Origin of the sequence: Vreelandella nanhaiensis (assembly GCF_003990185.1) — a bacterium.
Lineage (GTDB): Bacteria > Pseudomonadota > Gammaproteobacteria > Pseudomonadales > Halomonadaceae > Vreelandella > Vreelandella nanhaiensis.
Genome location: NZ_RZHF01000001.1, coordinates 11,987 through 25,815 on the forward strand (window position 1 = coordinate 11,987; position 13,829 = coordinate 25,815).

Below are 13,829 nucleotides of genomic sequence, written 5' to 3' on the forward strand. Positions count from 1 at the left end.
GTAGAAACCTCAGGAAAAGTGGCCGCTTTCCAGCAAGTCGCAAAGCGTAGGGATGTGTGGACCGTACTCAATCGTTCTGGACACTTTCTCCAGACCAACAGACCTCGCCATAGTCTCTGGCTGAGAATTGCTTTTTGGCTTTCGCCCTCTCAACTTGGTTGTTGGTTTACGCGCTTGCTTCTCATAGATCAGTCGAGCACGCATGACCTCAAAGCTGTATCCGCGTCCCATCCGGTTAATATCCTTTGCCAGCCGATTCACAGACTCAGTATAGGCGTTTGTGACCTGGTGATCATAGAAGTTAAAAACCTCCCCCCACCAGTTCAATAACGCTGTGCGGGATGCCTCAAAGGCTGGCTCGATTGCAGGCGGAAGTGATCTCATCCATGCCCTCGCAAACTCCTGAGCCTCAGCCTTGTTGCGGCACGAGTAGATGTTATGGAAGTTCTCCTTCGCCTCATAAGCCATAGCCAGTTCTGGATGAAGATCGAACCAGGACTGCATTTTTTCGCGTTGCTCAGGCGAAAGGCTGCGCTCCCTCTCCAAAAGGATAAAGCGGTCGTCTTTCAGCTTCAGCCTCTGGCGAGTGTTAAGGCCTTTACGAATCTGCTTTCGCACGGCCTCCAGAGCCTCGTTGGCCATGCGGATGACATGCCAGCGATCCACCACAATATCGCGACCTGGTAGCTGCGCGTTCACGACATCCTTGTAGGTGCGCCACATATCCATCGTCACGACCTTTACCTTGTGCTTATCAGGCATAGCCTTGAAGTAAGTCATGAGGTCGGTTTTCCTGCGGTTGGGCAGCAGGTCATAGACAGCAAGCTCGTTCACGTTGGTGATCATGCACCGGTATTCGCCAATAATCTTCAGCTCATCAATCCCCAGAAACTCCGGCGTTTCAAACTTGATCTCTTTTCCAAGCCGGTGAACGTAGTCTTCAAAGATATTCTTGATCGTCTTTTCATCAATGCCCGCCTCGCGTGAAATCATTGCGAAGGTTTTCTTCATCGACTCCTGCTCAACGTATTTGATGAATCTGGTGGAGGCTTTTCGTTTCGGGTCGATGTCTGGCAGGTTTGAGAAAAAGGTCTTCCCACAACTTTTGCATCGGAAGCGAGCCCGGTCTACTCGAAGCAGTACGGGCTTACCGTGCATCGGAGTATCGATGTAGTGCTGTTGCTGGGTGCCATGCCTGTATGGCCCCTCGGCCTGGCAGTGGGGGCATCGTCCAGGTATACCCTGACCATCAACCTCGATGACGTAGTGATCGCCCTCATCAATCAAGTTGCTGGATTGGAGGGTATCCATGTTTAGCAGGTCAAACTGGCGCATCGTTCATACCTTCTTTTTCACCAATCGCCCGGTGGTATTGTCCATGCGGTACTGAACGATACTTCCATCAATGATTCGCTTCACCACTTCGCGGGCAGTATTCAACGGAACAGAGAACCACTCTCTCGGGTGATATTCTTTTCCGTCTCTCCCGGTGAGCGTCATCTTTATTCGCTGGGCGTGAAGGAACCCATGGATGAGGGTCTCAAACTTGTTCGGATTCAAGTTATAGCATTCTATAGACGCGAGCTTTTTGACCGGCGCTTCGAGGAATGCTGTGTCCCGTTCCGCATTTTTTGTCCGCTCATCCACGGTCAGCTCGGTATAACCAATTTTCAGTAGATTCGGGATTTCACGAAGTGCGGGCTTATCGCTCAACGTCGTGACGAAATAGATTTGGCCAGCCCGCTTATCCTTGTGATTCACATTGTTGAAGGCGTCGACTACGGACTCAGCATCACGGATGATCCTCCGTCCAGTGGGGTCCTGGTAAAGTCGTTTTGCCAGAGACCGGAGGAGATGATTGGACTCTGTTCCATTCTCGAAAATCAGCCGCAGCCTCGGGTCATATCGACCATCTCCATCCTCTCGGTACTCGCCAACTTCATCGATAAGGCACATGACACCTTCAAGTATGAAGGCATCACCCGGCTGAACTTGTGAGGCCTGCTGGAAGCGAGCTGCTTTAACGTCGCCAGTTTTCAGCTTCTCGTGCAGATCCCTGAATATTGGCTCAAACGCATAGAAGTCCTGGCAGACACGCCGTTGAGCGATCTCATCTGGCTCCTCTCGGCTTTTCTCGAATGAGACATGAACCGGGTCAAAGAGGGAGTCTTCTCCTTGATCAAACTCTGAGAATGCCTCGCTCGCAAAAATGTCATCAAGTGATGTGACGTTTTCCGCCTGATTCACGTCCGTCTTCGACGCTGGCCTGCTCGGTTCGGTCGGGGCGCGGGAGGGCATTCCCTCATCATGTGCGGTCGCCTCCTGATTCGAAACCAGTACGGGCTCGGGTAGCAGGTTATGACGGTCGTATGGCTTCAGAGCTGACAACAGATCTTCCTTCTCGGCGTAGCTCTTTAGTCTACGGGAGAGAAGCTTTTCTTGAAGGTCAGGACTGTCAGCCTGCGGAGCTTTCCCCTGCTGATCGACGAACGCGCTGATCTCTTCAAATCGAGACACCTCAAGAGGCGCACCCGAGCTTGATTTCTTGGCCCCGACATCAAGAAGCCCGAACTCATCCGGGCCAGCGAATATATCGTCCAATGAAGGCCGAGCCGAGGCTTTCCGCCTGTTGTGATTGATCGGTGGCATCCCAAATCCCCCTTACGACGTCTGAGCCTGCGCCTTACGCTCCTGAGCCTTTCTCTTGATATAGGCCAGCGCCTCCGCCAAACGGCGCTCATACGGCTCACTCGCCGTCACAGATGGCTCTCGGCCTTTCTCCTTTCGGAACTCATTGATTCGCGGCCAGAGGATAACGGCCTCTTCTTCAGACATCTGAGATCGCATGCCAACCACGGTATCCTGGATGGTCTTGAGCACCGATGGCGTCACGGATTTTGAGAGGATCTCATAGGCACCCTGGAAGGGGTTCACCTGTCGAATCAGATCGACATTCAGGTTTTCGATATTGACGAACTTGTTCCCGATAAGAACAAACTTGCGATTAGGTTTTGGCTCATCATTGCCTGCACCAGCGACGGGCTTCGACGGCTTATCTGTGCCCCCCTGATAATCCTGGGCATCTTCTTGAACCCCTTCAGGAGTCATGATCTGAGCGCCTTCAGGCAGGTCAGACTCATCGAACAGCCCTCCGGTGGACTGGATGGCCATGGAGGCGTGTACGGCTTCTGAGACAGTGCTTATCTCACTGTCATCCATATCTGGATAAAGCGTTTCCACGACCTTCGGAATTTCCACCTGCTCCATGACCTCTGGATCATCATCGCCCGTCACAGCTGGTGCAATGACTTCAGGCTTTTGAAGGATGGCGGCTTTGATGTTGTCCATGTTCTCCAGGGCCTTCATGACCTTGTCGGAGACAGGCGATGTGGTATCTTCGATGACCACAGTGCCAGGGTCGACTTCTTCGCCCGGCCGTATCCGAGACCTCGGCTTGAAGTTCACTGCGGGTGCCAAGACCTGTTCCATCAATAGCGAAACGGTGATGGCCTTGAGCATGTTGTTGACCGACGTTTTGACGTCGTCATCCTCTGCATCTGGCTGGGCAATCAGGTTGGTAAATTGGGCGTGTGTTTTGCCTTCTGAGTCGCGAGTAGCGCGGCCGATGATCTGGATGATTTCCGTGAGCGAGGAACGATAGCCAATGGTCAGAACATGCTCGCACCAAGGCCAGTCAAAGCCTTCCTTCGCCATACCCAGGGCAATGATGATATCCATGTCGTCGGCTTTCGACACATTCCTGAGGTAATTCTGAACCTCTATCCGGAGAGGGTTGTCATCAACCAGATCGGCAACCTTCAAAAGCCGGCCGGACTGGTCCTTCACGGTAATAATACCGGTCTTCATATCCTTCTCGACGACATCGCCGATAGCGTCGAGAATGTAATCGACCTCAGAATACTTGTCCTTCGTGGACTCGACCGCGTTGACGTTTGGAATATGGACAATCGTCTTCTTCGAGGTGTCCAGCACCTCATGCACAGCATCCAGGTACCGACCGGTGTAGAAGTGATAGCCGATGCCAAGTGACTTCAGATATCTGTAGCCATTGAGCTGTTCATAGTAGGAGTAGGTGACCTGCGTAAACTTCTCTTCGTCCTCTGGCAGGAGAATCGGAACGGCGTCACCCCGGAAGTACGATCCCGTCATAGCCACAATATGGGCATTCGAGCCCGCCATGACACCATCAATAAGCTCGCCAAGCCGGTTTTCGCCGTCCGCAGAGGTGTGGTGGAATTCGTCAATTGCCAGCAGGGTGTCGTTGAAGTCCGATGGAGCCAATTCCTTGTAAGCATACCGCAGTGTTGCATGGGTACAGATCAAAATATCTGCGTCCGGATCAGACATGAAGCGGATGAACGCTTTGACCTTGCGGTCCTCCCCGCCAGGTACGCAAAGGTTGTAGCTGGGCTGCACCTTCCAGTCGGCAAAGAAACCAGCGCTCGTGAGGTCAGTATCCTTGAACGAGCCACCGATGGACATTTCGGGCACGGCCACGATGACTTTGTTCAGTCCCTGGTGTTGCAGCTTGTCCAGTCCAAGGAACATGAGCGCCCGCGATTTACCGGACGCCGGAGGAGCCTTGAGAAGCAGGTATTGCGCATCGCGAGCGTCATACGCCCGGGCCTGCATTTCACGCATGCCCAATTCATTCAGATTCGAACTCTTGCCAGTTTGTTTGTACTGGACCGTCATCAGATCGGCCATGATCAATTACTCCCTTTGGCTGTTTTCTTGGCAGGCTTCTTTGCTTTTTCTTCAGCAATCAATTTTTCGTAACGGGCGAAGAGGTACTCCAAACGCTCGGTAGCGTCTTTGAATGGCTTGTCGCGGTAAAGGTTTTCAACGGCGCGATCCAGAGCTTTATGGGCTTCCCGCAATGGCTCTGGCATTGCTTTCGGGTCATAAAGTTGCGACAAGGATTTGTCAGGGTAGTCTTCGCGAAGAATAAGAATTGTTTCTGCTAAACTTTCAACATTATTCCTCTGATCACTGATTATATTCGGCCATGGGAATGTGTTGTAAACTAAAGTTGGTGAATACCGGTAACGGCTCTCCAAGCGTCCAGCAACAGCACGCATCCAGTCGTTGTGCATTTCGGATGTTAGGATTCCGAACTCGTAAAGCCCCCCATTATCGACAAAGAAGTTTGGTGCTATAGGTATTTTATTAGAACCCAATATGTCGATCGGTATATAATCCCTCCTCTCAGAAGACACTTGCGGCATAAAAACATAATTTCCGGGATTGTGCTGTTCTCGAAACAGGTGAGGTCTCTCAGCCTGCTTTTGGCTTCCCTTGTCACTGCTTGAAAGCCTTTTCACGCGAACGGATTCAACCCGCCTGGAGAGCTCTTCCGAGCTATTAATATCATCTTCAGTAGCATCAACTAGCCATAAGCAATATCTTCTCTTCCCGTTTAAGAATTCGGCTGCACCTACAATTTCGCGAATCCATTTCTCGATGCCGGGCTCTTTCTCCAGTAGAGAATCTTTCTCGCCTTCCGAGAAGATCAAGTAACCACCGTCATTCGTGTAGTTACCCATCACCATTTCTTTGTCATGATTTAAGCTGGATGACCTACCTTTTACTACCATATTGGGGCCATCAATTAGGTATGGCGATATATTTTTCGCAGATCTCTTAAATTCTCCTGAATAAATATGCTTAGACTCTCTGGATTTATGAGAAAATCCTAGTATAGCTACATGCACCCCCGCATTCTTTTTTGCATTGTTTGACCACTTAAATGTTGAGTGTGCAAAATTTAACTTAACACCTTCCTTTAACAACTGCCCCCAAACAAGGTTGGCTTGAACGCCTTGGAATATTGAATTAGTTGCGACAAATGCTGCTTCGCTATCGCTTGGATTTAAGCTCATATACCTAGACGCTTTGAAAAACCATCCGGCAACGAAATCAACTTTACCTGGGCTTTTTACCGGCTTTAATGTGTTCGAAAGATCCTTTGATTGCTCTTTGGTTCTAAATCTGTCACCTATAAAAGGAGGGTTTCCACACAAGTAGACCTCTCCGCCGGCTGGACAGATAGACGCCCAATCAATCTTCAATGCATTACCGCAAGCTATGTTCCCTGAATCTTTCAATGGAAGGGCCGCCTCGGAATAACCAAACTTAGCTTTGAACGCAACGTTCATCTGATGTTCTGCCAGCCATAGAGAAAGTATGGCAATTTCATGCGCAAAATCATCAATTTCGATGCCGTGAAACTGGGACAGCTTAATTCCTGAGTAATACATTTCAGTCTGATCCGACACCGTGTTCAGAGCGTCGATGATTTCCATTTCCAGCTTTCGCAACTCTTTGTAAGCAATGATCAGGAAATTTCCTGAGCCGCAGGCCGGATCAAAAATGCGCAAATTCTGGAGGCGCAGAAGTAGCTCCTTCAGTTTTCGTTCGTTCTTCCGACTCTTCTCAAGCTCTGTATAAAGTTTGTCGAGGAAGAGAGGCTGGATCACTTTCATGATGTTGGAGACAGAGGTGTAATGCTGCCCCAGGCTTCCCCGTTGTTCTTCGTCAATGACCGCCTGGAACATTGAGCCAAAAATGTCTGGATTGATCTCAGACCAGTCCATGCTCCCGCAATCAATCAAAAGTCGTCGAGCTTTTCTTCCAAATTCTGGAATGGGCTCATCCGCCTCAAAGAGGCCGCCATTGACGTAAGGGAACTCCTGGAAGTGAGCAGCCATAGATGCTCGCTCAGGAGCTTTATCATCCAGATTCAAGACAGTGAAGAGATCTGAGAAAAACTGATCTACGTCAGAGCCATCTTCCTGTGTCGTTGACTGAATGGCAGATGTCATCTGACCCTGAGCGAAGATGCCGGTGTCTTCGGCGTAAAAGCAGAACAAGAGGCGGGTAAGGAAAACGTTGAGAGCGTGAATGTCCTCAGGCTTCGAGAGGTCATTGCGCTCGCGGATCAAATCAAACAGCCGACCCATCTTCTCAGAGGCTTTAACGTCAGCTGGATGCTCTGAGTACATTACTGCCTTCTCGTATCCGGCCAGCGGGAGGAAGAAGGCATATTGCTTATCCAGCTCATCCATCGTAGTTTCAAGGCGCTCTTCTGCCTTGAGATCTAAGGCAACCAGGCTCTTAAAGTCAGTGACGATGACAAAGCGGATATCGTTCCGTGGCACGACCTCGCTTGCCTTGAGCGAGTCGGCTTCAGTATTCAAATCCGTCCCCTCTGGAACAGATCGGAAATAGAGCTTCTTCTTCAGCCCAATATCATCACCGCTGGCAACGTTTCGGCTATCGTCACCTTTGCGAAGGCGGGTTATGGTGCTCTTCGGAAATCCGTAAGCATCTAGGAAGGAGAAGATGAACTCATCCGGATTGAGGTTGGAGCAGGCCTGCTCCATGGATTCGATAATGCGTGCCTGACTAATCGCCATGTTTCCACTCCTGGCCAGTCGTTCGTCGAGCCTTCGACTATGTGCGAATTCTGACGACAGAATACACACTTAGTTCCGGTTTAGAAACTCAATGATACGACAGAGGCATCACACACGCAATTCCGGTTTACGGGTTCGGTGACACACTGTAGGCTGGAGTGGAATTACACACTGGATTCCGGATACCCGTTTAAAAAAGGTATCAGCACAGCTATTAATGAATCTGGGTGTAGTGCGCAGGTTCCTCGATCATTGTCCACTATGTCATTAAGCAACGGTTGCCCAATTGTCTTACGTGCGTATCTATCCAGCTCGACCTTAAAAGTAGCAAGCTCTTTAACTACGTCTTCATGACCAATTGAAACAGGTTGCTTGATGAGATTCAGTGGGGGATGGTCGGGTTCAGGCACTGCTGATGACTCCGTGTTGACTGGCTCAGAAAGGTGGGGCTGGTTTGACATAATTCGGGGAGCTATTTGCTCCCCGGGTGTCAGCTGGCTAGGAAGTGCTGTCTCCAAAATGCACTCGAAAGGAGTTTGGGTCCAAGATTCCCCAGCCTTCAAGTGCGTAATAGCCCATTGCACCTTCAGGTGAGCTAGGGTCACGAATAAAGAGGATTTTTACCTTAAACTCTTCCCGGATCGAAGTCAGCTGCCGTTTAACCGTGCCAGCCGGGATGCCCGTAGCTTCAGAGATGTCCTGAAGGCTTGGGCGATCCATGTGGTCAATAGCACGGATAATGTCGTATTTTCGCTGTGTGTCACGCGATAGGCTCGGCATAGAGGTCAGTCCTCACCCTCGACACCAAGTAGCTGAACGTCAGAGACTCTTACCCTCAGTGTGTCTTTTTCATCATTATCTAGTCGAACCCAGCAATAGCCAGGCTCATGATCGATACGATCAGTCTGTAGCATGCCACTACGTTGTGCGCCCTTCACGGTAACGCCTACCACGACCCGAGCCCGGGTGGGCTCCTTTGCCATTACTGGCGCTGGTGTATCAAGTTCGGCGCCAGCAGCCTTTTTAGGCTGGGGTTGCTCAGTATTAGTGGCCGATTTAGGTCTCGGTGGCTTTTCCTGTGCAACATCCCCCTTACCAAGAGAGGAGTCATCTTTCTCGTTAAACTGGGGCGGCATTGCGGGCTGGACATCATCAACAGTGTTCCCCATGCCAGAGTTTCCAGCGGAGGGGGATGAGTCGAATCCGCTCAGTGGTGGCTGGTCATCATTCGTCCCTAGAGCTGGCGCTGGAACCTGAGCCTCCATGGGAACTGTTTCAGGGTCTTCAGCCAGAGTGCCACCCTTTGCCTGTTTCAGCAGCTCACGGCAGGCTTTTCGGCTGATTCCGTCTACTAAGGCCTTTTCGCAAATGCGTTCAGCCTTCTCTGGCGCAATTTGATAAATCTGCCTGAGCGAATTCAGCGATTCGGGGTCAGCCGTGACATCTTCCTCGTATAGCTTCTGTACGCATTCGGGGAGCTTGAGCAGCGATAGGTGCTGCGAGATATAACCACGCGATTTACCTAGACGCTTAGCCACATCGACGGCCTTCCACTTAGCGTCAATGAATTTCTGAATCCCCTTGGCGATTTCCATCGGAGTCAGGTTTTCCCGCTGAATGTTTTCAATCAGCTCGCCGGCTGTTTCGTCCAGCTCCTCCTGGTCCTTTTTGTTGACGATCGCCTCAACCGGCACACCGGCCAGTTTACATGCACGCCAACGGCGCTCACCTTTCTGAATTCGATACTTACCGTTAGCATCCTTAGGAGATACGATGATCGGCTGTTCCTGGCCATGCGACTTAATTGAGTCGGCTAGCTCCTCAATACCGCCGAATTTCTCTCGGACTTGGCCATTTTTCGGCACCACTTCAGCTGTATCCAGCACCAATACTTCCTTGGCGCCTTTAGAGCGGCGTGAGAGGCTTTGCAGGTTGTCTAGTTGTCCTAATGCCATGTCAGCCCACCTTTTCCATGAGTTCTTCGATAACTGCACGGATCTCTTTGCCAGCCTCTCGTGCCGATGTCTTTTTTATGCTCCAAACGGGTACGCCATTGAGGTTGGCCACGTCGAGTTGCCCTCTAACGCCAATCTCAGATTTGTAGACCAGATCCGGCACCGCCTTGCGAAGCTCATCTCGCGTGATCATGTCCTCCTCGAAACCGCGTTTGAGGTTATTGATCACCATCCCGGTGTTTTCCAACTCGGGATTCAGCTCCTCCTGAACGCTTATGATCGTGTTCAGCAGACCCTCTACGCCATCCAGTGCGAAACCACTTACTTGCACCGGACAAATGACATGAGTGGACATAGTGAGTGCAGCTACTAGCTTACGGCCCAAACTAGGGGGGCAGTCGACAAGCACGTAATCGTAATTATCCAGTATGCCGCTAGCCTTCAGGTTTGTGATCGGGTTGACCACACAGTTGAGCGGTAGGGACTCAATCTCAGATAGCTCTGGATCGTTCTTGGTTGTCCAAATCAGATCCATTCCGCGCACGCACTTCATCGGCTGGATTTCATGCATGTTCTCATCGAACAACCGGACTGATGGTGTGCCTGTATAGGTTGCCTCATCGCTCTGGCTCAACCGGCTAGATGTGTTGCCCTGTGGGTCGAAATCAACTGCTAGTACGCGATAGCCCGCCTCCACGAGGTAGAAGACTGTTTGAAGGCAAATGGTCGATTTTCCGACCCCGCCTTTCTGATTGGAGAAACTGATTATTTTGGTCATGGAGTTCCCGGTAGCCGACCTGGAAAAAGACAGGTTGAGAATGTCCTTGTGCAAACGGCGGCGATCCTTGCCAAGTTACGCATGCGAAACATGATAATCCACATAAACTGATACGGCAAATAGTATAAACCGATCTATCTAGCGCATAAAAAAGGCCTGGACAGAGCCAAGCCAAAGACAGGATATGAGTAGGGTTCAGGCTGCTTTAGATGCCTGAACAGCATCCTCAGGGGTATCCTCTAGCGTAGGGACTGATTCACCCCCTAGTAGGGTTATCAGCTCCTCGACAACGGCCGCAAGAGCTGGGATGTGAATATGGGCATCCGCATCAAACCTTGATGCTTCATCATCACCCGAATCAGCATGCTCAAGCAGTGCATCATCGAATTTGATCTTCTTTAGGCCTAGATCATCCTGAAGCTGCATCGCCAGTTGACCTGTCCGAGCAATCGAAAGGGCTGAACAGATGCGGCCTCCATCAAGGTGCTGCTGTATCTCGTCACTATCGAGATCGACCTCCGAAACCTTAATCACACCATCATTGCCAGAAGGCGATTCGAGCTGGCAGAACTCTCCAAGAGCCCAGCCTTCAGCACGCTCAGTCGAGGCAGCCAACCAACGGGTCATCAAAGCTGTTGGACGATCGCTAGTTGCCATTGGCGTGACTTTGAGCGATCCCAGTGTAAGGCGCAACAGATCGAGTGCTTCTTCTGCTTTCTTACGACTGGCAGCGTCAATGAGTATCCATTTACGCCTGATGTCGATAGCCATCAGAAAATGCCCGGTTCGCTTCAGGGAGGTGGGCAGTAGCTCTTCGTATACCTGCTCTTTGAGCAATTGTTTCTCCGCACGGCGCAGGTGACTTCCTGAGGCCTTCTCCATTTCAGCCGCCCTCTCCTCCACCAGCTATTTGACCGCGGCTACTGGGAGCAAACGCTGCTACTGCCGAAAGCGAAGAATGAGATATTGAGACTGGAGTGTGTATGCCAATACTTCACCGCAAACAGCCGACCACCCTACCCTTCGAGCCTCTGTGGGCGCGCAGGCCCTGGAAAGTTTTTTTCGATGAGGCTGGTCATTTTGTCAGCCCCAAAGAATGAGCTATGTGCCCTATATGACAGTGCGTTGTCGAACACGATTAGGCCCTACGATCTTATTATTTTAGGCAAGGGAGCATGGTATTTAAATGGTGAAATAATAGATAACGGTATAACTCCCCCCCCTCCCCTAGGCGCTATAGTAAACTGGCCAGTCATTTACCTCGGATAGTCAAGCGCTTCAACACCCAAGGCCTCTCGGAGAAAGGTGTTGGCTGCCCTCCTCCCAACGTTATCTCTTTGCGGATAGTCGCTGACTCAGCCGCATTGTTCCAACACAGCTGGTATGCCGCGAGGACGGGTTGGTAGTCGACCACTCCGCCCTCACGGAGGCAGCGGAGTATGAAGCGCTGATCTTCTTTGGTAAGGGGAAGCTCATTCAGCTGGTCCAGTCGGTTATCATTGCTATCCATATTATATCTATGCCAGACGACGAATTATATTAAATTCAAGCAGAATGAAACATTTAGTGTTTGCCACTTGACTAAGGGATGTACAACCGTTGCCCATTGCCACTATAGCTGGCGCTTATAGTCTCCCGAGCTGTATGGCCATAATCCACGACCCCATGAACCGCCTCTTCCATCCGCCAGTGATTTCCATCCCGCGGGGCGAGGCTAACTCTCGCCAAGCCAGGGGGAAGCCTTACAGTGAAACAATGTAGATGGATGTCATCCAGGCCTTCAATCATCTTGAGATTGATCTCATCAATCTGATCCGTCTCGACCGCATACACTGTGTAGCTCCCATCCAGGCCAAGCTGTTCCTTGGCCACGGTGGTCAGCAATTCATCGAACTTCAGAGGGGCATCTGAAATGACCTTGGTATCAATCATCCTTCACCTTGTCCCCACTGAGTGCCACCGTTCGGGCTGTTTATGCGATGGTCTGTCAGCAAGCATAGGCGCCGCCCATCGACCCATAGCTCTCGAAAAATACCCTCGTGGGTATACACACCTACAAGCACATCTAAAGGCTCTTCGTAGTACGTGGATGAAGGTGCCAGGGTGCTATCGTTGAATGGCTCTTGACGGACTTGTAACGCTACAGCAGTTTGCCTGGCCAGCGGCACGCTCTTGTTCTTCATGCCCCATTTCCATGAGACACGATCTTTAGGCTTGAAACGCTCGTGCGATTGCTCTTCGTTTAGGAGATCCAGTGCCAGGCTAATTGTCATCTTCGTGATAGCTGGGTCACTTGGATCAACTTGGTCAGCATCCATCGACTGCTTACGCAGGCCGGATATTACGCGCCCCAAAGAGGCGAGCCAACTTTTGTTGCCTTGCTTCATGCATCTATCCTCGGAGTCTTTCTATTCCGCCCGACAGCCACGGCCACACCTATTAATGTCCATGCAGCAAGTAGCGTAAAACCTAAGTGGAGGAATGCTCCGTAAGGCGGTCCCAATTTGACAGAGAGATAAAGAGACGCACCAAACGCGATGAGCCACCGGAACCAATAATCAACTGACCTACTTGCGACCCAGCGCGCCTGCTCAAGCGTCAGAGGACGGTGCAGCCAGCGAAAGGGGTAAAGGGTCTTCTCCCGTGTACCACGGCCTACCTTGAGTGGCTGACGTGGAAATAGACGGTTCACGGCGAACTGCGGAAACATTCCTTCGATTGCTCGCCGCATAATACTAACAGTGCGTTGGTCTTGTAGAGACATGGGGTGCCCTCTAGCTGGGCGCCCGGACTGCCGGAGAGGGAGCCAGGGCGCATTTCTTCAAGGTGCAATAAGGTTACAGGCTACGGATTTCAGCCGCACGAAGAGCACCACGCATGATATGAGCTTCACCGTTCTCATCCTTGTAGAGCGTATTCGGTGTAGACCGGATACCCAGCTGCTGGATCAGGTTGCTGTTCTCACTCACGATGTTCATAGCTTCGGCGCTCGGGGAGCCAGACACACTGCCGCCTCCCTCAAATGTGGCCAGCACTTCGGTAGGGTTCTCGGCGTCGACTATTTGTGCAGCCTGGTGGAGCGAGCCCTCGCCCATGAAGCCTACCGGAATCCAACGGATGGTGACTTCATCCAGAACCGCCCGGGACTCTTGATACATTTTCTGGCAGTAACCACATTGAGTATCAAAGACGACATACAGAACCTTGTCGCCGCTCCCCTCTTCAACGTAGAAGGCATTTTCCTCAACTTGCGCAAGCGCTGCGGCCTCATCCTCATCTGTAAATCCGTTGTCCTGAGAGGCAGCTCGCTTCGGCATGCTGGCCAGCGGGCTATTCTCCATGTGCTGCTCCATGTGAGCCTGCGTCAAGTTTTCGCCACCCTCGCCCAGAATCATCCCGATAAAGGCATGCGTACCATCCTCAGTGGTATAGATCACATTAGTGTCGTTCTCGACACTAATAACCCAGCCATTGATGCCATCTAGGCCGGTATCGAATGTTTTGTCGACCTTGGCTCCAGGGATGCCCAAATCGGACACGGCCTTGGGAAGCTCTAAGCTGGAGCCGGCATTGTCGTCATTGGCGACGGTAGTTCCCGCGAAAAGTGCGGAGGCGACTGCAACAGCGGAGGCGATCAGGGTAAGGTGTTTCATCAAT

General features: G+C 51.3%; 11 protein-coding genes. All 11 read right to left on the reverse strand.

What is annotated here, in order from left to right:
- Window positions 1-9: 9 nt before the first annotated feature.
- The gene (locus tag ELY38_RS00065; RefSeq protein ID WP_127059526.1) at window positions 10-1,335 is read right to left on the reverse strand and encodes an ISL3 family transposase; all 1,326 of its coding nucleotides are present in this window, start codon (window positions 1,333-1,335) and stop codon (window positions 10-12) included.
- A 3-nt stretch (window positions 1,336-1,338) separates the two neighbouring features.
- Entirely contained in the window at window positions 1,339-2,649 is a 1,311-nt protein-coding gene (locus ELY38_RS00070; protein ID WP_127059527.1) for a GIY-YIG nuclease family protein, read from the reverse strand.
- Window positions 2,650-2,661: 12 nt separating this feature from the next.
- Window positions 2,662-4,728, reverse strand: coding sequence for a DEAD/DEAH box helicase (locus ELY38_RS00075; RefSeq protein WP_176304941.1), 2,067 nt, complete (start codon window positions 4,726-4,728; stop codon window positions 2,662-2,664).
- A gap of 2 nt (window positions 4,729-4,730) precedes the next feature.
- Complete coding sequence (locus ELY38_RS00080) at window positions 4,731-7,439, reverse strand: DNA methyltransferase (RefSeq protein ID WP_127059528.1); 2,709 nt, start codon at window positions 7,437-7,439, stop codon at window positions 4,731-4,733.
- A 498-nt stretch (window positions 7,440-7,937) separates the two neighbouring features.
- Window positions 7,938-8,219 (reverse strand): helix-turn-helix domain-containing protein, encoded by a 282-nt coding sequence (locus ELY38_RS00085; protein ID WP_008958302.1) that lies wholly within the window; start codon window positions 8,217-8,219, stop codon window positions 7,938-7,940.
- 5 nt (window positions 8,220-8,224) lie between these two features.
- Window positions 8,225-9,394, reverse strand: a complete 1,170-nt coding sequence (locus tag ELY38_RS00090; RefSeq protein WP_113270575.1) for a ParB/RepB/Spo0J family partition protein — start codon at window positions 9,392-9,394, stop codon at window positions 8,225-8,227.
- A 1-nt stretch (window position 9,395) separates the two neighbouring features.
- Window positions 9,396-10,172, reverse strand: a complete 777-nt coding sequence (locus ELY38_RS00095) for a ParA family protein (RefSeq protein ID WP_113270641.1) — start codon at window positions 10,170-10,172, stop codon at window positions 9,396-9,398.
- Between the two features lie 195 nt (window positions 10,173-10,367).
- On the reverse strand, window positions 10,368-11,075 hold the full coding sequence (locus ELY38_RS00100; protein ID WP_274542011.1) for a recombination-associated protein RdgC: 708 nt from the start codon (window positions 11,073-11,075) through the stop codon (window positions 10,368-10,370).
- Between the two features lie 678 nt (window positions 11,076-11,753).
- Window positions 11,754-12,104 (reverse strand): hypothetical protein, encoded by a 351-nt coding sequence (locus ELY38_RS00105; RefSeq protein ID WP_113270576.1) that lies wholly within the window; start codon window positions 12,102-12,104, stop codon window positions 11,754-11,756.
- Window positions 12,101-12,559, reverse strand: a complete 459-nt coding sequence (locus ELY38_RS00110; protein WP_052703851.1) for a hypothetical protein — start codon at window positions 12,557-12,559, stop codon at window positions 12,101-12,103. Before ELY38_RS00110 ends, ELY38_RS00105 begins: the two co-directional genes overlap by 4 nt.
- A 450-nt stretch (window positions 12,560-13,009) precedes the next feature.
- On the reverse strand, window positions 13,010-13,825 hold the full coding sequence (locus tag ELY38_RS00115; protein WP_035557923.1) for a DsbC family protein: 816 nt from the start codon (window positions 13,823-13,825) through the stop codon (window positions 13,010-13,012).
- Between the last annotated feature and the right edge of the window lie 4 nt (window positions 13,826-13,829).